Origin of the sequence: Virgibacillus litoralis (genome assembly GCF_017873675.1) — a bacterium.
Lineage (GTDB): Bacteria > Bacillota > Bacilli > Bacillales > Amphibacillaceae > Lentibacillus > Lentibacillus litoralis.
In genome coordinates this window covers 41,352-63,251 of sequence record NZ_JAGGKK010000005.1, presented here as the reverse complement: position 1 = coordinate 63,251, position 21,900 = coordinate 41,352, and the positions used below count along the sequence as shown (strand labels likewise).

Below are 21,900 nucleotides of genomic sequence, written 5' to 3'. Positions count from 1 at the left end.
ATTTAGTTTAGGCAGATACTGTTTTTCAAAATTGCACCCTAAGTGGATCTAAAAGTTCCACAGCGTTTTTGGTGTGGTGAGTATGAATTTCTAGCTTATTTTTAGCACCTATTCTTTAGTCTTTTACATTATATAATTGGAATTTTGTCAGCATAAATTAAGTACTTAAGACTCATTTGAAGCATTCTTAGATAATATGAAATAGTAATAATGGATTATATACTAGAAGACATAAATATGGTATTTTTAACAATAAATGACAAACTATTTTAAATAATTTGTTAATATTTCATCTGTTACTTCCTTGCGTGCAAGAAAGAATGTTTTTTCTTATCCAGATAAGCATGTAAACGGTGGTGAAATATAGATAGAGAAGATAAATATAAGAATATATTAAATTTCAGCAAATTAGATTTCACTTTCACAAATGAAAGGGATTTCATTTGTGGTGTGTCTCGAGTTGGTAAGTAAACTTTACTAACTTAAGATATTAAGTATATATCAATTAAATTTAGGAGGTGATCGTATTTAAGATACTAACATGAAGATAAATAAGTATTTGGTAAGTAAACCTGTCACTGTATCAGAAACATGAAGGGAGAAATACCATGAAGAAAATTATTTATTTGTTTTTAATTCTATTTTTACTCATCCCACTATTGACACCTATGAAAACAGTGGGGGAAGAAAAAGTTGAACATGATGTTGAACTCTGGAATACATTGCAGCCTTTAGATACTACATTAAGTTTCATGAATACTGGTGCTCACCCGGATGATGAGCGCAGTCATCTTCTTGCATACCTTTCAAGAGGACTTGGATTAAGAACTGCGAGTCTTATCGCTAACCGTGGGGAAGGAGGACAAAATGAAATAGGAAAGGAACTGGGTAATGGATTAGGGATAATCCGTTCAAATGAGCTTATTGAAGCTTCCGAGATTACTGGTATTGATGTATTTCATTTAAGTCAAACAACTAGTGACCCTATTTATGACTTTGGTTTCTCTAAGAGTCCGGATGAAACGTTAGAAAAGTGGGGAAGTGACCAAACCTACGAACGTTTTATTCATAGAATAAGAACCTATAAACCCGATATTCTCTTCACATCCTTTTTAGATGTAAACACTCAACATGGACACCACAGAGCAATTAATCAGCTTACAAGAAAGGCTTTCGAAGATGCGGCGGATCCAACCGTGTATCCAGAACAGCTTGAGGAAGAAGGGCTTTCTACTTGGCAAGCTAAAAAATTGTACCTTCCCGCAGATTCTAAAAACGCAACTACTTCAACAGAAATCGGTATGTATGATCCGATTTATGGGATGACTTATCCACAGCTTGGCGAAGAGTCTCGTTATCTTCACAAAAGCCAAGGAATGGGAAATGACATTCCAGCTGAACCAGAGAAAATTAACTTAAGACTTGCTAAGTCACTAAAGGATATTCCAGAACAAGAGGACCTTTTTGATGGACTAGCATATGATTTCTCTGAAATTGCAAGTCAACTAAATAACGAACCGTTAAGTGAAGAACTAAACCATCTTCAAATGACACTCGAGAAGGTTATAAAACAATATCCAAATCGTGATAAGGCAATGAAAAAGGCTCATATTGCTCTTAATGAAGCAAGAAAGTTAGAGTCGAAATTAAACAATAGTAATCTGGAAGATAAGATTAAAGAAGATATTCTGTTTCGCCTTGATGTTAAACAGCAACAACTCTCTGATGTAAGTAAAGTGGCTGCTAACTTGAAAGTAGAGACAGTGGTTGAAGATACTACGCTTGTTCAAAATGGACAAACACAAGTTACCGTTATCCTAGCAAATAAAGGGAAGCACCCTTTAAAAGATATTGGCACAACGCTAAATCTACCAGAGGGGTGGACCTTGAATGAATCAAGAACCCTGTCCAGTTTAAAAGCTGGTGAGGAGAGAACAATTGAGTTTACTGTCAATGTTCCTTCTGATGCCAATTACTTTAAACCTTATGAGAAACCTGTTATCCATTCAGAAGTATCCTATTCAGTAGGATCAACAAAAGTAAGTCATAGTTATGATACAAATACTACTGTGGCTGTATTGCCGGATGTATCCGTACAGGTCAATCCAAATAACTTAGTAGTAAACACTTTGGATGTTCCAGAACAAGTTACTGTGGATACTGAAGTACAGAATAATACGAATGGAGAGCTTGATGCATCTGTTAGCTTAGATGTACCAAAAGGATGGGAAGTTGAGCCTGAATTAGCACCTGTTACATTTGAAGAAGAGGATGAAACCAAATCGATAACATTTACCGTTTCACCTGGATCTAGTGTTAACAAAGGTGAATTTTCTATTAACCCTATTGTAAACGCAAATGGAAAATCATTAAGTACAGACGTACAAAAAATTAATTACGATCATATAGACAAGTCCTACTATCTTTACCCTGCAAAAGTTGAAGGAACCGCATTCGATTTAAACGTACCTGAAACATTGAAGGTAGGATATGTAGATAGTGGTTTCGATAAAGTTACTGAAGGATTACAGGGTATTGGGATGGATGTTACGAAATTATCACAAAAAGATCTTCAATCTGCTGATCTCTCGCAATACGACACCATTGTTACTGGTGTTAGAGCATATCTTTCTCGTGAAGATTTGCGAAATAACAATGGACGATTGCTAGATTACGTTGAGGATGGAGGACATCTTGTAGTTCAATACAATAAGCCCTGGGATAATTGGAATCCCGATGAAACCAGTCCATACAATCTTGTTATTGGCCAGCCTTCAATAGAGTGGCGTGTCACTAATGAAGATGCCGAGGTGGACGTTTTAAAACCAAATCATCCTTTGTTTAACTATCCAAATAATATAACTGGAGATGATTGGTCTAATTGGGTTCAGGAACGTGGTTTATATTACCCTATGCAATGGGATGATAGATTTGAAACGTTCGTAAGTATGGCTGATCCGAATGAGGAGTCATTTGACGGTGGTATATTGATGGCGGACCATGGAGAGGGAACATACATGTATACAAACCTAGTATGGTACCGACAAATTCAGAATAATGTACCTGGAGGGTATCGTATTTTTAGCAACCTAATCAGCTATCCTCTATATGAAGAATAGAATAATGTTTATAAGTACCTAGTATCAGCAGCAGGAGAATCACAAAAAGAAACCCCTGAATCGCATAATTTATTATTTACTGTGATTTGGGGGAATTCTTTAGAGAGTAAGCTATTTAAAGGAGGTCTTTTATGATAAATAAACCGAAAATAGTTATTGTTGGTGCAGGTAGTGCCATTTTTGGACTAAGTATGTTGAAAGATGCCTTTTCTACAAAAGATTTATGGGGAAGTGAACTGGTATTAGTAGATATTGACAAAGAAGCTGTTGAAAGAATGGAATTAGTCGCAGTTCGGTTTAATGATTACTTTGATGCTGGATACAAGATATCATCGACCACCGATAGACTTGATGCCTTAACAGGAGCAGATTTTGTAATTGTATCTATAGCTGTTGATCGAGTAAAAATGTGGAAGAAAGATTTTTCTATTCCACAAAAGCATGGAATTCCCCATGTATTAGGTGAAAATGTTGGACCGGGTGCAGTTTTTCATACCATGAGAAACCTTCCAATTATTCTTGATATTTGTAAGGATATAGAAAAGTATTGTCCTGATGCATTACTAATTAACTTTACAAATCCTGAAAGTCGTTTATGCACGGCAATTAAAAAATATACGAATGTTAAGGTAGTGGGTCTCTGTCATCAAATTAACGCAGGAATTGGTATTGTCTCAACATTAACTAATATTGATAGAGAATATATTGATGTGAAAGCTTGGGGAATAAACCATTTTACTTGGATGGTTGATATTAGAGATAAACGCAATGGAAAAGATTTGTATCCGCTCTTAATAGAAAAAGAGGCAATTTATACTACAGAATATGAAAAATTATCGAGGTTTATTTTCCGTAATTATGGGCTTTTTCCAACGTCTGGTGACATTCATTTAGGTGAATTCTTTCCTTATGCGCATGAAATGATTAGTAAAGCAGGCTATGATTTCAATAAATATGAAAAAAGGCGTCAAAATGTAGTTAAAACTTTAAACGACATTATTAATGATGAGGTAACTATTGACAGTGAATTAATTAAGCCCTCTGGAGAAAAAGCGTTTACTATAATAAATGGAATAACAAATAATACGAATGAAATGGTTGAATCTGTAAATATCCCAAACGAAGGCTATATAACTAATCTTCCAAATGATGCAATTGTTGAAGTGCCTTCTTTAATCAGTGGTAACGGGATAAATGGACTTGCACTTGGTAAGCTTCCGAGGGGGATTGCTGCTTTATGTAAAACACAAATTGATGTTCAGCATCTTGTAGTAGATGCAGGAGTTAATGGTGACAGAAATTTGGTTATGCAAGCCTTACTTACCGATCCAAATGTTCCAAGTGCAAATGCTGCAATGAAAATTTATGATGAGTTAATGGAAATCAACAAACTTTATTTGAATCAATTCTACTGAAAAGTAATGGAGGAAAACTATGATTGGTCTAAATTAAGAAAGTTGCAGTTGTAATCCCCCCGTATTAAAACTGGTTTTAGGGGGACACCGACTGCTCAAGAATAAATTTTTACCTTTTCCTCCGTTGAATCATATCTAATACTACCTTAGGGTTTGTTCCCCCTGTTACCTTTCTTCGTTCTACAAATTGTTTAGGGTCGATAATGGATTCCCAATCATTACTTTCTAATTGAACATTACCTAACCATTCATTCACTGTAGATAATGGTATTTGATAAAGTTCCTTATTCTCTTCGTTAGCACGTTTTGCTATAATGCTTGCCTTTTTATGTGCTTTTCTAAACGGCACACCGTAGTCCCGGGCGAGTACATCGGCAAGTTCAGTAATCGTAATCATATTTTCCTTTGCTTGCTGATGAGCACGATCTTTATTGAAATTTAATGTAAGAATGACAGCTCGCATTAATTTTATTACTCTATTAGCCTTTTGATATCCACCATACAAATGAGGCTGCAAATCATCTTCCGTATCATTTATATCTCCGTATGGTGTATTATGAATCATATGAAGTACTGCCATTCCCTCTGCTGCAGCACTGCTGGCAATTGCACGAGAATGCTCTATAGAAACAGGATTTCTTTTCTGTGGCATAATGCTGCTAATCTGAACATATGCATCTGATACTTGTAACAATCCAACCTCTTTTGATGACATTCGTAAAAACTCTTGAATCCATCTACCCATATTTGTCATAAGGCTTATTAATTCTTGTGCTGCTTCTATTAAATAATCCCCTGTACCAATTGCATCATAGGAATTTTCAATTAACCCATCAAACTCAAGCAATTCGACCATTCGCTCTCTATTTATAGGAAATCCCGTTGTAGTAATGGCAGCAGCGCCCATAGGAGACTGGTTTACTGTCTTATGTGCCTGTTTTAATCTTTCGATGTCTCTTGACAAATTATCATATATTGCGACTAGATAGTGTCCGAATGTCGTTGGTTGTGCCGGCTGGGTATGAGTATGGGCAGGCATAATAGATTCTATGTGTTGTTCTGCTTGATAGAGAATTACTTGATTTAATTTCTCAGCATTGTCAATAGTTTGCTCTATATAGTTTCGTAACACAATACGATACATTGCTTCTCCCATATCATTTCTACTTTTTGCAATATGCATTTTACCAGCCAATTCATCCCCAATGTGATCCCCAATCTTGGACTCTACCAGAAAAAACAAATCCTCAAACTCTTCAGTATACAACAAATCACTTCGATTTAAGCTTTCTACTAGATTTAATCCTTCAAAAACCTTATTACATTCTTCCTTGGAAAGAATCCCTTGTTCTGTCAGCATAGTTGTATGTGCTTTGTTTATTTTAAACATCGCTTCAAATAAGTACTCTTTTTGGTCATTGAATATGGGTTTTAATAATTCCTCCACATAAACTTCTCCTGGAAATTCAATACCATCGGCAGCTTCAAATTCATTCTTTAATTCTTTCATCCCAATTCGACCTCCAAAATATTATAAAAAATATAGTTAGTAAACCTTACTTACTTATTTCAATGTTATTATTAGTCTATACAAAAGCGCTTTCATTGTAAAGCATTGATAATTCAGAAAAATGGACAAGTTAGTAAAATTACCAAATGAAAGCGTTGACTTTTCTGAAATATTTTAGTATTGTGTATTTAATTAATAAGTAAACCTTACTAACTTATTGGAAAGTGAGCTTTTTTGAAGGGAGGGAAAAACCATATATACTCGAGGCATCATGGTGAGATCTAATAACATAAAAGACTTAAACAAAAGAATAATTATTCGTTATATTCAAAGAAATCCAGGAGTTTCACGTTCTGACATTTCTAAGGCACTATCAATTAGTAAGCCAACTGTGTCTACTGTTGTTGATAAATTGTTAGTAGAAGGTTGGGTCAGTGAAGAAGAAAGTATTAGAGGAAGCTCCTCTGGTGGAAGAAAACCTTTCAATATTTACTTTAATCAGGATGCATACTATCTTGTTGGAGTAGATATTGGGGGGACCTCTGTGAAAATGGCTGTCATGAACCTTGGAGGGACAGTTATAAATCAGCTATCTTTTGAAACTCAACCATTTGTAGGTAGTCAACTTATCCCAGTAATTGCTGATATGATAAAAAAACTTGTTCAAGATAGTAACCTTGATAATAATCAAATTTTCGGTGCGGGCATCGGAGTACCTGGAATAACTGATGTGAATAAAGGTGTAGTAATCGATGCTCCTAGTATTGGATGGAAAAACGTCCCTTTGAAATCGCAAATGGAGTATCTATTGCCATTCCCAGTTTATCTCGACAATGACGTGAACGTTGCTGCTTTAGGTGAATTATGGAAAGGAATGGGTACGGAAAATAATAATTTTCTTGTCATTACATTAGGAACCGGTATTGGTTGTGGTGTGATTATCAATGGTCAACTTTATCGCGGATCATCATATTCAGCAGGTGAAATAGGGTATATGGTTACTGATAAAGATTCTGCAGAGAAAAAATATGAACATACTTTTACGGGCTATGGATTTTTAGATAACCATGTAGGAGGTCCTTCTATTTCGCGGAGAATGCTTAGTAATTTAGTGGGCAAAAATGGTGTAAATGAAGTTTGGTCAGCAAAAAAGGTCTTCCAGATGGCCATGGACGAAGATGAAATTGCCTTGGAGGTGATTAATGAAACCCTATCGCATCTTGCCTTTGCCTTAGTAAATGTGATTTCCATTATAAACCCAGAACGGATTGTATTGGGGGGCGGAATCTCAAAGTCTATGAATCAATTCTTACCATATTTGTCTGCAACAATCGAAAAGCATATACCAATACAAACAGAGCTCGAAATAACTTCTGTTAAGGATGTGTCATTGTTAGGTGCAGGTTATTTGTTATTAAAAGAACACGAGTCAATTTTGAAAGATTGATTACTTAATGAATCTTGGTTTTATAATTTATGAGTAGGGGGTTTTTAAATGATTAAGAAATGGCAATTGATATTGCTGGGGATAATGGTGTTGTTTATATTGTCTGCATGCTCGGATGAAGACGGGGGAAACGAAGCAGAAGGGTCAGAAGGGTCTGATGGTGATATTACATTAGAATACTGGCAGTATGCTTTCGATTCAAAGGTTAACTTAATGGATGAGTTAATTAAGGAGTTTGAGGAAGAAAATCCGGGAATTACTGTTGAGCAAACAACTTTTCCTTATGATCAGTATAATGAACAGGTAGCTGCCCAAGTGCCAGCAGGAAATGGGCCAGATGTAATTAATTTATTTTATGGATGGGTTCCGTCTTATGTAGATTCTGGTTATTTACAGCCGCTGCCTCAAGATACTTTTTCACATGAAGAAATTGAAAATGAGTTTTTCCCATTAGTGGAAGCCACAAAACTGGATGGTGAATACTGGACAATACCAACAGCAGTTCGAACACTAGCATTATTCTATAATAAAGATCTTTTTGAAGAAGCTGGTCTTGATCCCAATGCTCCACCCGAAACATGGGATGAACTACAGGATTATGCTGTTAAATTAACGAAAGCGGAAGACAACGGGCGAATTGAGCAGTCTGGATTAGCTTGGGAACCTTCACAACAGGGGCATCATTGGCTAAGAGATGGCTTGACGTATCAAGCTGGCGGTAAAGTTTTAAGTGACGATCGAAAAGAAGTAGTTTGGGGGGAAGGATCTGCAGGGCTTGAAGCATTTAAATATTGGTTAAGTTTCCCTGGAGAACTTGGAACCTCAGAGCAAGGTTTTTATACAGATGATGTGACAGCTTTTATGTCAGAAAAAGCTGCTATGAACATAGATGGGTCGTTTCGAATAGGAACATTGCAGAGTGATGCTCCCGATTTGAATTATGCAGTTGCGCCACTCCCTGCAAAGGATGAAAAATCCACTAATGCTTCTTTCTGGACTAATGGTATTACTTCAGACGTGGAGGGCGAAAAATTGGAAGCAGCCTCTAAATTTATTAAGTTCTTAACAAGTGAGGGTGTAATGGAAAAGTGGTTGGACGCTACAGGAGAACTTCCTGCTAAAGAAGCAGTTGCGATGCAGGATAAATATGTAAATCACGAAATATATGGTCCATTTATTGAATCTTTACCTTTTGCAAATGCTCATTTCTTTATAGATGAAACTAAGGAACGTGATATTGTGATCGATGCCGCTAATAAAGTTTTATTGGAAGAAGCAGATCCAGAGGAAGCATTCAATGAAATGGTTGATTCTACACAGGAACTTTATGATGAATATTGGAGTGATAAATAGAAGGTTTTGATGGGGGAAGGGTATTTCCCTTCCCCTTTCTTCACAATAAGGGGGTACATAATGGAACAATTAAAATCTTCTCAAGACTATGATAGAGAATATGATAAAAAAAAGGAAAAAGTTAAACAAAAAGCACCTTTCTTTTATAAACTCAGAAAGACCCATAAATATCAAAAGTATTTCTTTATATTTATCAGTCTATTGCTCCCATTAATCTTCTATTTAGGCATACGAGTTATGCCAACCTTATTTACATTTAATATGGGTTTTAGGGAGTGGAACCTCCTTGCAACTGGGGAGCGCCCCTTTGTAGGACTTGATAATTTTGTAGCGCTGTTTCAGGATGAAGTTTTCCTTAAATCCCTTTTAAATACTTTTATTTATATTGTAATAGGCGTTGCAGGTCAATTGCTATTCGGTATAACCGTTGCGCTATTACTGCACAAGATCAATCGGTTTAAGGGCTTATTTAGAGTCATTTATTTTATTCCATATGTGACCAGTATTGTTGCCATAAGTTGGGTTTTTCAATGGCTTTTTATGGGTAACGGTTTTATTAATGATGTATTGATAAATATAGGTTTACCGCCACAACCTTTTTTAGGTTCTCCAGATCAAGCACTTTATGTTATAGCAGCAGCTATGATTTGGCAATCAATCGGATTCCAAATGGTTTTATTTTTAGCTGGATTGGGAAACATTCCACAAATGTTATATGAAGCAGCTGATATTGATGGAGCTAGCCCATGGCAAAAATTTTGGAATGTTACAGTTCCACTACTTAACCCAACTATCGTATTTTCAGCCATTATTGGAATGATTACGTTTATCCAGGTTTCCTTCACCCAGGTAATTAATATGAGTTCAGATGGTAGTGGTGGACCGCTAGATTCTACAATTTCAGTTGTTGTTTATATCTATCAACAGGCGTTCCAACAATATGATATGGGAATGGCTTCTGCAGCAACTGTAATATTGTTCCTATTTATTTTGGGCTTGACTATTTTCCAAATGAAAGTACTAACCAAGAAATTTGATTATTAATATATAGGAGGTGTGAGGATGAAACCAGGAAAGTTATTACCTTATATAGCCCTAATAATAGGCGCAGTTGTTATGCTTTTTCCATTTATCTGGATGTTATCTACTTCTTTAAAAGCACCAATGGATATATTTAATCTGAATATTATTCCAGAAAGTGCAACTTTAGCTAATTATATTGAGGTTTTACAAGAAAGTATGTTTATCAGGTGGTTTTTAAATAGTGTTATTATCGCAGTTATTACGACAGTGAGTGTTATATTTTTCGATACACTTGTTGGCTATATCATAGCAAAGTTTACTTTTTTTGGAAGGAAATTTTTATTTATAGTGATACTTAGTACTTTGATGGTACCAGTAGAAATGCTAATTATTCCATGGTACATGATGAGTTCGGAACTAGGCTGGACCAATACTTATTGGGGGATACTGTTTCCGGGTCTAATGACTGGTTTCGGAGTATTTTTGATGAAACAATTTATGGAACAGATTCCAGAAGATCTATTGAACGCTGCACGAATTGACGGCATGAATGAGTTTTCAATTTTCTTTAAGATAGCTGTTCCGCAAGTGTGGCCAGCAATATCTGCTTTAGGTATTTTTTCTTTTCTTAGTAACTGGAACGCGTTTCTATGGCCATTGATTGTAACAGAATCCTCAAGTCTTCGAACCTTGCCTGTAGGGTTATCGTACTTTTCATCTGGGGAGGCTGAATCCCAATGGCATTTGATAATGACTGGAGCTACTATTTCTGTTATTCCATTAATTCTGGTTTTTATCCTACTGCAGCGTCATATAATTAAAGGTATTGTTTTAACTGGTATGAAGTAATGAAGAGAAACATGCTATTAAAAAAGGGTGCATCTCCTAGCTTGGGAGGTGCATTTTTAAATCAATCGTCTAAATGGGAACGTTGGGACGGCTTTTTGTCCCAGTACTAAGTCTTCAGAAACCCCGCATGAAAGAAACAATCCATATATTTCAGTCACATTCTCCCCTAATTCCAAAGTCTTTCCAATCATAATTATACTCTCTCTGATTTATTCATGCCTTTCTTTTTAACACTTTTTACTTTTGTAATTGTCATAATATGGCAGCAATCTCCTAAAGCGAACTTGTAAATAGTATGTTGATCAAGAAAGGAATTTTCTTATCAGTTATAAGCATTAGATTAATTCATTAATGTTCTTTCTTATAAGCAGTTGAATTTAAATATCGACATCAACATTATAATATTCTAGAAGGCAGTTCATTAGTTGCTTCTTCTCTTTTTGATGGATGAGGAGTTATTATAATGGTTCGTTAGAAAAAGTGTCATCAGTATTTTGATGACACTTTTTCCATATGGTATTCGGTTGACGTTAAAAATGATGTATTTCTTGATTAGGTCATACGAAGCGGGAGGATGAACCTGACCCTCCGTCCCTGCTTTGTAAATACAACCCGATAACCCATTTACCTCCCGATCCTTCATAATCGTATAGTAAGTATTACAGAAAATAAGCGTAAGCGTCCTTCTTAAAGTGAAGGCGCTTTTTTTTGTAATAATTTCATGAAACCAGAATATAATTTACCTAACTGATAGGTGGATAGGTTGGGTGTAAAACCTAATAACCAATAAAGGAGCAATTTATGAAAAGTGTTAAACGGGTTTCTTCGCATGAAATTATTGTTGATGAAGTGAAAAAATATATCAATCAAAAAAACTATAAAACTGGTGATAAACTGCCGAGTGTCGCGGAACTTACAGAAGTATTTCAGGTTAGTAAGTCTACCGTCAGGGAAGCATTACGGTTTCTTGAAGGGCTAAATATTGTTGAAGTTATTAATGGAAAAGGAATATTTGTTAAAGATGGGGATGTATTAAGAATAGAAGCAAAAATTGAAGTTGAAAATGAAAAAAACTTCTTACTACATACTAGTGAACTTCGTCGAGCGCTTGAAGGAAAGGCTGTCGAACTTGCTGTGTTCCGCGCTGATGAAGTGGATATAAATGAAATGGAAATGTATTTAAATGAACAAGTTAGATTGAAAGACCTTCATAAAGATTCGTCCAAAGTAGACTGGGCTTTCCATAAAGCTATATATAAAGCCTCCAAAAATCCTGTTTTAGAAAGCATTGTTGAGTCTGTTCATGACACCTTTAATAAGTTTTGGAACCAGCCTTTTGGAATTGAAGATATATTTGATGATTCACTGCCTTTTCACCAAACGATGCTGGAAGCTATTAAGCAACGGGATAAAGAGAGAGCATTAATTGAATTTAATAAAATTATTGACTCGGTAGAAGAAAATATTCGAAAAGTCGATGGTGCAGATAGGAGTGAATAGATCGTGGTTCATAATAAACTGTCTAAAGAACACATCGTTGCACATGTAGGTGATGATTATAAGAAGTTTCACGGGGCTGTTGTTCCTCCTATTTATGAAAATTCACTTTTTATATTCGAGACGTTTGAGGAATTTAATGAAGCTATGGAATCTGAACACAATCATTATTTATATTGGCGTGGCAGGAATCCAACTGTTGAGATAGCTGAACAAAAGATTGCTTCGCTTGAAAATGGTGAACAGTGCAAGCTGTTTTCTTCCGGGATGGCCGCTATTTCTGCAGCTATTTTATCTTTTGTGAAAACCGGAGAACATGTCATAAGCATTAGTAACATATATGGTCCAACTACAAAGCTTTTTAAGTATCTTGAAAAGTTCGGCATAACGCATACAAATATAACTTCAAAAAAAATAGAAACTATTGAAAAACATGCCAAACCAACTACAAAATTGATTTATATGGAAAGTCCCACAACCATGACCTTTCAGATTATTAATCTCCCAGAAGTAACAGCTCTTGCAAAGCAAAAAGGACTTCATACGATTATTGATAATTCATGGGCCACTCCAATATTTCAAAATCCAATTGAATTAGGAGTAGATGTAGTAGTACACTCCGCTTCCAAATACCTTGGTGGTCATAGTGATCTTGTTGGAGGAGCACTTATAACAAGTGAGGATGTGATGGAGCGAATTTTTTATAACGAATATCAGCTGCTTGGCGGCGTTATGCCACCATATGAAGCCTGGCTGCTAATGCGTGGATTGAGGACTCTTCCACTTAGAATGAAAGCACATCAGGAAACTGGATTAAAAATAGCTAGTTTTCTAGATAAACACCCTTCCGTAAAAAAAGTGAATCACCCTGGTCTTGAAACAGCATCAGATTTTGAATTGGGAAAGCGAATGCTGCAAGGTTATTCTGGTTTACTGAGTTTTGAACTTTACTCTAATTCATTTGAACATGTTAAAAAAACGATTAATGCACTGGAACATTTCAAAATCGGCGTCTCTTGGGGAGGATTTGAAAGTCTTGTATTATCTCCAAATAATGGTCGAAATGATGAATACCTCAAGAAAAACAACATCGATCCTGGCCTAATTCGAATCTCAGCAGGACTGGAAAATGAGGAAGACTTAATGGATGATCTTGATCAAGCCTTATTGATATAAGAAGGAATGTTCTTTTTATATAATTTTAGAGTTAAAAAAAGGGGAGGAAAATTACTGATGAATGGATTTAGAAAAGGGTTGCTGCTGTTTTTTTCGATGATGTTGTTTATTGTTATTGTCGCAGGGTGCAGTGATGAGAGTAATACGGAAGATTCAACGGAAGGTTCGGAAGGTTCAACAACAGACGATACCGAAGATAGTACTGATGAGACTGTTACATTGAGAATGGTGGAGAGTTTAACAAGCCCTGCTCGAACAGAATTACTTAATAGTATGATTGCTACTTTTGAAGAAGAGAATCCGAATATAAAAGTTGAATTGATTTCACCACCATTGCAAAGCGCTGATGAAAAAATAGCTCAAATGCTTATGGCCAAAGAAGATATCGATGTATTGGAAGTGCGGGACCAGACGGTTAAACAATTTTCCAATAATAGCTTTATAGAAGACTTAGCTACTTATACAAGCAGCTGGGAAAATTGGGATTCATTAAACGATATCGCCAAACATGGAGCTACTGCAGTCAATGAAACGCCCTACTTTATTCCGTATGGTATCTATGAGAAAACCTTATTCTATCGAAAAGATTGGTTTGAAGAAGCTGGTTTAGAAGTTCCTGAAACATGGGAGGATCTATATAATGCAGCTGTGGAATTAACCGATCCTTCGCAAAACCGATATGGATATAGCTTCAGAGGAGGAGCAGGGTCATCCGATTATGTTGAATTTATGACATGGTCTTATGTCGGGAATGAAATTGTACAGGATGATGGCTACTTCACCAAAGATGGTGAACCGATGTTTGCAACAGACGAGGCAAAGGATGCACTTGAAATGTTTGTGAAAAGTTATGAAGATGCTTCGCCACCGGATTCCATTAGCTGGAGTTATCCAGAAATGGTTCAAGGATTCACTTCTGGTATGACAGCTATGCTCATTCAAGACCCAGAAGTTATTGTAACGGCAGAGGAGAATATGGAGGAAGGCACATGGGATACTGCACCATTGCCTAAAGGGGTTCCGTCTGGAGTAGCGCAGCAAACGGCAGGAACAGCAGGATGGGGAATAGGTGCTTTTTCGGAACATAAGGAAGAAGCATGGAAGTTAATCTCATTCCTGTCTAGTCCAGAACAAAACTTGCACTTTGCTAAGAACAACTCATTAATTCCTGTTCACAAAAGTGCTGGTGACGACCCATTTTTTAAAGAAGGTTATTTTAGCTCTTACATTGAGATGAATGCGAAATTAGATGAATACTTAATTGCTGATCGGCCAGTGGATTACGAGGGCTGGGGTGAGTATAGAGGTATCGCTGAACAGGATATCCAGTCTCTATTATTAGGTGATGTAACAGTTGAGGATACGTTACAAAAGTGGACGGATTACTGGAACGAACAAAAGGAACAGCAATAAAAGAAAAGCGGGTAGTAATATTTTATTACTACCCTTTTTGAAAAAAGGAGGCGAACTGTTTGAAACCACAACCTCAACCAAAGGGAATTTCTATCTTGCCAGCATTTAAAATTCATAAACATGGACTCTATATTTTTTTAAGTTTACTGCCAGCGATTCTGCTTGTATCCATATTTATCTATTATCCGCTAGTTAAGGGAGCGGTTATGGCTTTTCAAAGTTACTCCTTGTTTGACCTAACGAATATTGAATTTATAGGATTACAAAATTTTAAAGAAGTAATCTCTAATCCAGGATTTGTACGCGCTTCCGTTAATAGTTTTTATTGGATATTCTTTTCTCTTATATTTCAATTATCGATTGGATTTTTTGTGGCACTTTTACTTAAGAAACGATTTAAAGGTCGAGGAGTCTATCAAGCACTTGTGTTTTTCCCTTGGGCGATGTCCGGGTTTTTAATTGGTATTATTTGGCGGTGGATGTACAACGGGCAAAGTGGCGTAATTAATGATCTGCTTATAAGGATGAATATAATAGATACTCAAATACCATTTTTATCTGAACCAAATTGGGCAATGGTTTCAGTTATTATTGCGAATATATGGTATGGCATTACTTTCTTTGCAATTATGATTTTGGCAGCTTTACAGTCAGTTCCAGAAGAGTTATATGAAGCTGCAAAAATAGATGGAGCAAATAAATTGCAAGAGTTATTAAAAATTACCATACCATTCATCCTGCCAACTATTATAGTGACCGCCTTACTTCGTGTGATTTGGATTTTGAACTTCCCTGATTTGATTTACGCTATGACAAACGGAGGACCAGCTGGTTCCACGCATATCCTTTCTACTTTTATGCTGGAGAAAATAATTTATGGACAAGATTATGGTCAGGCAGCTGCCATAGGGATAATAATAATTCTACTTTTAATGGTATTTTCTATCTTCTACTTAATGGCAACAAAGTTTAATAAAGCAGGTGATTTTTAAAATGAGAAAACTTGTTAATTGGCCACTGCTTGCTAAGGTAATATTTTTAGGAGGATTTCTTGTTTTTTCGATTTTTCCTTTATATTGGATATTGATTACTTCTCTTAAACCAAGAGAAGATATGTTTACATTTCCGCTAAAATATTGGCCAGAAACAATCACTTTTGAAAACTATGTTAATATTTTTGAGATTTCCAACTTTGGTGTTTATATTTTTAACAGTCTAATCGTTGCAACAACAGCTGGTTTACTTTCGCTAGTTATAGCAATGCTGGGCGGGTACGTTCTGGCCAGATTCCGTTTTATGGGTAAGAATCAAGTAATATTTGCATTCTTTATTACGCAGATGATTCCGATATTCATAGCGCTTGCCCCGCTATATTTGTTAATGTCCAATCTAGAGCTGTTAAATCGTTTACCATCATTATTTCTTATTTACACAGTTATGATGATCCCATTTTGTACCGTGATTATGAAAAGCTTTTTTGAGCGAATTCCACCAAGCCTGGAAGAAGCAGCTATGATAGATGGGTGCAGTCGAATTGGTGCATTATTTAAAGTTATTTTTCCTGTGATGCTCCCTGGTATTGCAGCAACATTTATCTTTGCATTCGTACAGTGCTGGAACGAACTATTCTTGGCCATTATGTTTATCGACAAGGAAGAGGCAAAAACTATTCCAGTAGCCATGAATTCATTTATCACCAAATTCGATATCGACTGGGGTGCTATGTCGGCTGCAACCGTAATTTCCGTTATCCCAACGCTAATTCTATTCGCTGTAGGGCAAAAGTACATAGTGGAAGGAATGACCCAAGGGTCTATAAAAGGATAGGGGATTGTGGAATGGAAGATTATACGCAGAGCGATATTTGGTGGTCTTCTTTTATTGAAATAAAGGGGTTTATGTTACAAATTAGCTGTCAATCAAAGCACATACTTTGGTTGACAGCTATTCTATTGTTGAGGATTTATTTCTCATTCTATGTTAATATTACGCTCAGTATTATTCATATATTTTTTGGTATATTGGAGCGATTAAAATGAACAGACCGGTTATTTTCATCCTGACAAAAGAGGTTGGGGTCTATCATGCATTTAAAAATAAGCTTAAGGAAATATTTGGCCAAGGTATTCAATTGGCAAGTAATCATTTTCCGCCAGTCGATATGAATGAAGTAGATTTGGTGCTTTCTTCCGGTTCTTATGAGATATATACAGAATATCTTGGGACTGGAATAAAGAATGTCCCTCTGATAACGGCAAATCGATCGATTGATTTTAATAAGCTAGAACAGTTACTGGATATACCGGCAGATACCAAGTGCCTTCTCGTTAGTAATGAAACACATATTGCAAAAGATTCTGTTGAATTATTAAAAAGACTTGGATTTGATCAATTAGCTTTAACTGCGTACTCTCCTGATATGAACCCGCTTCCGGAAATTGAGGGCTTTGATGTAGCTATAACCCATGGTTTAACAGAGTTGGTGCCCCCTAAGGTGAAAAAGGTTATTGATTTAGGTGATCGGAATCTGGATTTATCAACTATCTTTGAAATTGCTAGAACCCTCGAGTTATCAATTGATAAACCACATCTTTATACGATGGATTATTTTCGAAACTTTGTCCGAATCGGGAGGGAATTAGCTTCTTCCATTCAGAATGAGAAATTTTTAAATGCCCATTTAGAAACCGTTTTGGATGCCGTTCATGAAGGTATTATTTGGGTTAACGCTAATGGAACTATTACTGTTTTTAATGAAGATGCCAGCAACATTCTAGGACTAAAAGGCAAGGAAGTTATTGGTCAGCATTATTCAGAAGTAATTAGGGATCTAAACATTAAGGATGTTATGGAAAAAAGAAGGGAAATTCCAAGAGAGATTATCCAGGTGCAAGGACTACATATTCTTATAACAAAGACTCCTAACTTTTTAGATGGAGAATTTTCTGGTGCAGTTATTACGTTTCAAGATGTATCACATGTACAGCGTATGGAACAGGAAATTAGAAAGAAAAAGACTGAATCAGGTTTGACTACAAAATATTCATTTGACGATATTGTAGGTACAAGTGATGTAATTGAACAAACAAAGAATCTTTCCAAAAAAATTGCGAGAAGTGAATATACTATCCTTATTTCAGGAGAAAGTGGGACAGGTAAAGAGGTATTTGCCCAGGCGATACATGATTATTCTTCCAGGAAGAAAGGTCCTTTTGTTGCAGTCAACTTTGCAGGGATTACACAATCCCTGGCTGAGAGTGAACTGTTCGGGTATGAAGAAGGAGCCTTTACTGGGGCAAGACGGGGTGGGAAAGCCGGTTTGTTTGAATTGGCGCAAAATGGAACTATTTTTTTAGATGAAATTGGTGATGCACCTCCCAATATACAGGCGGCTATACTGCGTGTCATTCAGGAAAGAGAAGTAATGCGTGTAGGTGGAAGTAAAGTAATACCAATTAATGTAAGAATTATTGCTGCGACAAATAAAGATGTTCATCAAATGATAACCCAGGGTGAATTTAGGGAGGATTTGTTCTATCGTCTGAATCAACTTCCATTAAACATTCCTCCTTTAAGGGAACGGCAGCAGGATATTGAAATACTGATTAACCATTTTTTTAATGAAAGAAATATAAAGATAAGTTTAACAACAGAAATGATAGAAACGATAACTAATTATAATTGGCCTGGTAATATTCGTGAATTGGAAGGCTTAATAAATTATCTAACTGTCGTGGCAGATGGTGTACTTGCTGGGGTAGAGCATCTCCCATTAAGCATGAAACCAAAAGCTTCCGACGATACTAAAATTAATTATGCTATAAATTACCTGGAGGAACAGGGAGATTTAATCCTCTTTAAAAAAATATTGTACAGTCTGTTAATGTATAAAAATCAAAATTCAGGAATTGGCAGGCGAACGATAATTTCCATTTTAGATGTCCCGATTTCAGAGGGGAAGCTCCGTGTTAAAATAGATGCTTTAAGAAAATGTGGATGTGTTTCTTCGGGTACAAAGAAACAAGGAACAAAAATTACCGAGCTAGGAATCAAGGTTCTAGAACGAATTTAGGTGGAAGCTGTAATTCCTTAAAGGAATTACAGCTTTTTTAGGTTAGAAAACAACCTAAAAGACAACCTATAAAATTATGTGCAAAAATTCTTGGCAGATAAGAAAGTATAACTACTTTCTTACTGCATAAGTGAAACTAAGGCAATTCGCCCAAAGGCTTGGCGAATGCCAAGTTTTCTAATAACTAAATGACAGGTTTAATTGAATTGGCACGAAATTTGCTATTGAGTAGTAGAAAGATTTTTTGGAAGGGGGATAGTTATACAAATAATTTTTAGAATAGTAAAAAAACACCAAGTGAGGGAGACATACTATGATTACGCTTATTAAAAATGGAGAACTTTATACACCAGATTACATTGGAATACAGTCAATTCTAATTGTTGGAGAAAAGATAATTAATATTGGTGAAATAAATGAAGAGAAATTACTGGATCTTGGTTTAGATGTTCAAGTTATCGATGCTGCCGGATCGGTTGTTTTACCTGGATTAATTGACCCTCATGTCCATTTAATGGGTGGAGGTGGCGAAGGAGGTTTTGCGACAAGAACTCCTGAAATACAACTTAGTGAAATTACGAAATCAGGAATTACTACAGTTGTAGGTTGTATTGGGACAGATGGAACAACTCGTCACATGACCTCACTTTTGGCAAAGGCAAGGGGACTGGAAGAAGAAGGGATTACGACTTATATCTATACGGGGAATTATCATGTCCCAACTCCCACTATTACATCGTCAGTAAAAGATGACGTAATTTTGATTGATAAAGTGATTGGAGCGGGTGAAATAGCTATTTCAGATTCCAGGTCGGCACAGCCTTCTCCTCATGAAATAGCCAAACTGACCGCTGAAGCAAGGATAGGTGGCCTGCTGAGTAACAAGGCTGGTGTCACACATTTCCATGTCGGGGTTGGACAAGAACGTTTATCATTTTTGCATCGTATTCTGGAAGATTATGAGATTCCGCCATCTAACATTTACGCTACGCATATCACAAGAAGTAGGGAGCTGTTGGATGACGCAATAGCCTTATCAAATAAAGGTGCTTTTGTTGATATTACTGCTGATCATGAAACTGGAGAATGGATTAGATACTTTAAAGAAAATGGCGGAAACATGGAACAGCTAACAATTTCATCGGACGGAAATGGTAGTTTGCCTAAATTTAATAATGAAGGACAGTTAGTAGGCTACGGTGTTGCTAGTCCGCAAACTTTATTCAACCAGGTTGTTTCTGCTATCAAAGAAAAAAGATTACCGGTTTCAGAGATTGTGTCTTTAGTTACACGTAATACTGCGAGTGCACTCCGATTGCGTGATAAAGGATTATTAATTGAAAAGTTTGATGCTGATATTTTAATTTTAGAAAAAGAAACTTTGGATATTAAACATGTATTTGCGAAAGGCGGGCACATGATTAAGGACAAGAATGTCATTGTTAAAGGGACTTTTGAAGATAGGAATTAATATAATTAAGGAGGAAAACTATGAAAAGACAACCAACTTTACTTGAAGCTTTTTTACCTATTGTTGTTATGCTTTTACTTCTTGCAATTGGTTACGGGGTTTATGGGTTTAGTCCTGAGCCGTTACTTATTCTATCGTCTATTTTTGCGGGATTTATCGCTCTTCGTGTAGGCGTTAATTGGGATGAAATGATGGTTGGCATACGTGAAAAAATTGATGCTGCAATGCCTGCCATATTAATTCTTATATCGATTGGTGTTTTAATCGGAACCTGGATGGTATCAGGTACGATCCCTATGATGATTTATTATGGTTTGGAAATCATTAATCCAGCATTTATTGTGCTTATAGCATTTGTAGTATCGGCTGTAATCTCGATTGTAACGGGAACATCTTGGGGTTCCGCTGGGACAGTTGGGGTGGCTTTAATCGGTATTGCGACAGGATTAGGTGCATCCTTACCCGCTACAGCAGGTGCAATAGTTGCGGGAGCTTACTTTGGTGACAAACTTTCACCATTATCTGATACAACGAACTTAGCTCCTATCGCTGCAGGGAGCGAATTATATGAACACATTAAACATATGCTTTATACAACTGTACCTGCAGCCGTAATTAGTGTCATTGTATATACAATTGTTGGTTTTAATCTTTCAGCTGATTCTGTATCAACTCCTGAAGAAATGGGAGTTATGTTACAAACATTAACGGAAATGTTTGACTGGAGTCTATTATTGTTACTGCCGCCAATTATAGTCCTTTATGGTTCAATCAGAAAAAAACCAACACTTCCGACAATTATTTTCTCGTCTGTAGTTGCAGGTTTTTTAGCCAAGTTTATTCAGGGGATTTCACCAGTAGATATATTTGCTTCCACAGTTACTGGCTTCAATGTGTCCATGGTTAATAATGCAGGTTTTAACCCTGATGGTGTAATCCCTGAAGTAACCAGGCTGGTTAATCAAGGTGGCATGCAATCGATGACAGGTGTAATTTTGATTGCATTTAGTGCGTTTATATTTGCAGGAATCATCACAAAAGCAGGGATTTTAGAAGTTATAATTAATGCGCTACTAAAAATTGTTAAGACTACCGGGGACCTTATCCTGTCAACGGTTCTTTCATGTATAACAATGGCTTTAGTAACAGGTAACTCTTATTTATCAATTATTGTTCCAGGTGAAATATACAAGGATACGTTTAAAAATAAAAGGCTACATGCGAAAAACCTGTCTCGAACCTTAGAAGACTCTGGTACTGTTGTCGTACCACTTATACCATGGTCATCTGCCGGTGTGTTTATGGCTGGAACCCTTGGCGTGCCAACTCTAAGTTATGCACCATGGGCGATTCTATGTTACGTAGGATTTATGTTTGCTATACTTCTAGGCTATACAGGCATTGGAATTGAAACGATTGAAGATGACACAGAAGAAGAAAGTTCTGAACAAATTGGTTAAGGGGACAATCGGGGACAGGTTGAGACCACTGAAAAACACATCCTGAAAATTGGAAAATAAGGAATAAAATTGATATAAACACAGAAAAAACCTCC

Annotated in this window: 16 protein-coding genes; 14 read left to right on the top strand and 2 right to left on the bottom strand. The window is 36.3% G+C overall.

What is annotated here, in order from left to right; all coding sequences use genetic code 11:
- Window positions 1-608 precede the first annotated feature (608 nt).
- Entirely contained in the window at window positions 609-3,119 is a 2,511-nt protein-coding gene (locus J2Z82_RS06230) for a PIG-L family deacetylase (RefSeq protein WP_209479923.1), read from the top strand.
- 131 nt (window positions 3,120-3,250) lie between these two features.
- Window positions 3,251-4,534 carry a family 4 glycosyl hydrolase gene (locus J2Z82_RS06225; protein ID WP_209479922.1) on the top strand — a complete coding sequence of 428 codons (1,284 nt, stop codon included), beginning with the start codon at window positions 3,251-3,253 and terminating at the stop codon, window positions 4,532-4,534.
- A gap of 109 nt (window positions 4,535-4,643) precedes the next feature.
- On the opposite strand, the gene argH is transcribed toward J2Z82_RS06225, so the two are convergent.
- Window positions 4,644-6,044 carry an argininosuccinate lyase gene (gene argH, locus J2Z82_RS06220; RefSeq protein ID WP_209479921.1) on the bottom strand — a complete coding sequence of 467 codons (1,401 nt, stop codon included), beginning with the start codon at window positions 6,042-6,044 and terminating at the stop codon, window positions 4,644-4,646.
- Window positions 6,045-6,318: 274 nt separating this feature from the next.
- On the opposite strand from argH, the gene J2Z82_RS06215 reads away from it, so the two are divergent.
- The 4 genes from J2Z82_RS06215 to J2Z82_RS06200 are packed head-to-tail and all read left to right on the top strand — an operon-like array spanning window position 6,319 to window position 10,716.
- A complete protein-coding gene (locus J2Z82_RS06215) occupies window positions 6,319-7,491 on the top strand; it encodes an ROK family transcriptional regulator (protein WP_209479920.1) in 1,173 nt (390 codons plus the stop codon).
- 48 nt (window positions 7,492-7,539) lie between these two features.
- Entirely contained in the window at window positions 7,540-8,844 is a 1,305-nt protein-coding gene (locus J2Z82_RS06210; protein WP_245251143.1) for an extracellular solute-binding protein, read from the top strand.
- 60 nt (window positions 8,845-8,904) lie between these two features.
- The gene (locus J2Z82_RS06205) at window positions 8,905-9,888 is read left to right on the top strand and encodes a carbohydrate ABC transporter permease (RefSeq protein WP_092502576.1); all 984 of its coding nucleotides are present in this window, start codon (window positions 8,905-8,907) and stop codon (window positions 9,886-9,888) included.
- An 18-nt stretch (window positions 9,889-9,906) separates the two neighbouring features.
- Window positions 9,907-10,716 (top strand): carbohydrate ABC transporter permease, encoded by an 810-nt coding sequence (locus J2Z82_RS06200; protein WP_092491636.1) that lies wholly within the window; start codon window positions 9,907-9,909, stop codon window positions 10,714-10,716.
- A 56-nt stretch (window positions 10,717-10,772) separates the two neighbouring features.
- Here the strand turns inward: J2Z82_RS06200 and J2Z82_RS19540 are convergent, their stop codons facing one another.
- Window positions 10,773-10,907, bottom strand: coding sequence for a hypothetical protein (locus tag J2Z82_RS19540; RefSeq protein WP_280922972.1), 135 nt, complete (start codon window positions 10,905-10,907; stop codon window positions 10,773-10,775).
- 610 nt (window positions 10,908-11,517) lie between these two features.
- On the opposite strand from J2Z82_RS19540, the gene J2Z82_RS06195 reads away from it, so the two are divergent.
- The 8 genes from J2Z82_RS06195 (at window position 11,518) to nhaC (ending at window position 21,805) form a co-directional block, all read left to right on the top strand.
- Window positions 11,518-12,216, top strand: coding sequence for a FadR/GntR family transcriptional regulator (locus tag J2Z82_RS06195; protein WP_209479919.1), 699 nt, complete (start codon window positions 11,518-11,520; stop codon window positions 12,214-12,216).
- A gap of 3 nt (window positions 12,217-12,219) precedes the next feature.
- Window positions 12,220-13,389, top strand: a complete 1,170-nt coding sequence (locus tag J2Z82_RS06190) for a trans-sulfuration enzyme family protein (protein ID WP_342453603.1) — start codon at window positions 12,220-12,222, stop codon at window positions 13,387-13,389.
- Between the two features lie 57 nt (window positions 13,390-13,446).
- A complete protein-coding gene (locus tag J2Z82_RS06185) occupies window positions 13,447-14,802 on the top strand; it encodes an ABC transporter substrate-binding protein (RefSeq protein ID WP_245251140.1) in 1,356 nt (451 codons plus the stop codon).
- Between the two features lie 59 nt (window positions 14,803-14,861).
- Window positions 14,862-15,794, top strand: a complete 933-nt coding sequence (locus J2Z82_RS06180; protein WP_209479918.1) for a carbohydrate ABC transporter permease — start codon at window positions 14,862-14,864, stop codon at window positions 15,792-15,794.
- Between the two features lies 1 nt (window position 15,795).
- The gene (locus J2Z82_RS06175) at window positions 15,796-16,629 is read left to right on the top strand and encodes a carbohydrate ABC transporter permease (RefSeq protein WP_209479917.1); all 834 of its coding nucleotides are present in this window, start codon (window positions 15,796-15,798) and stop codon (window positions 16,627-16,629) included.
- A 208-nt stretch (window positions 16,630-16,837) separates the two neighbouring features.
- Window positions 16,838-18,874 (top strand): sigma-54 interaction domain-containing protein, encoded by a 2,037-nt coding sequence (locus J2Z82_RS06170; protein WP_209479916.1) that lies wholly within the window; start codon window positions 16,838-16,840, stop codon window positions 18,872-18,874.
- Between the two features lie 313 nt (window positions 18,875-19,187).
- Window positions 19,188-20,345, top strand: coding sequence for a beta-aspartyl-peptidase (gene iadA, locus J2Z82_RS06165; protein WP_209479915.1), 1,158 nt, complete (start codon window positions 19,188-19,190; stop codon window positions 20,343-20,345).
- 20 nt (window positions 20,346-20,365) lie between these two features.
- A complete protein-coding gene (nhaC, locus tag J2Z82_RS06160) occupies window positions 20,366-21,805 on the top strand; it encodes a Na+/H+ antiporter NhaC (RefSeq protein ID WP_209479914.1) in 1,440 nt (479 codons plus the stop codon).
- Window positions 21,806-21,900 lie beyond the last annotated feature (95 nt).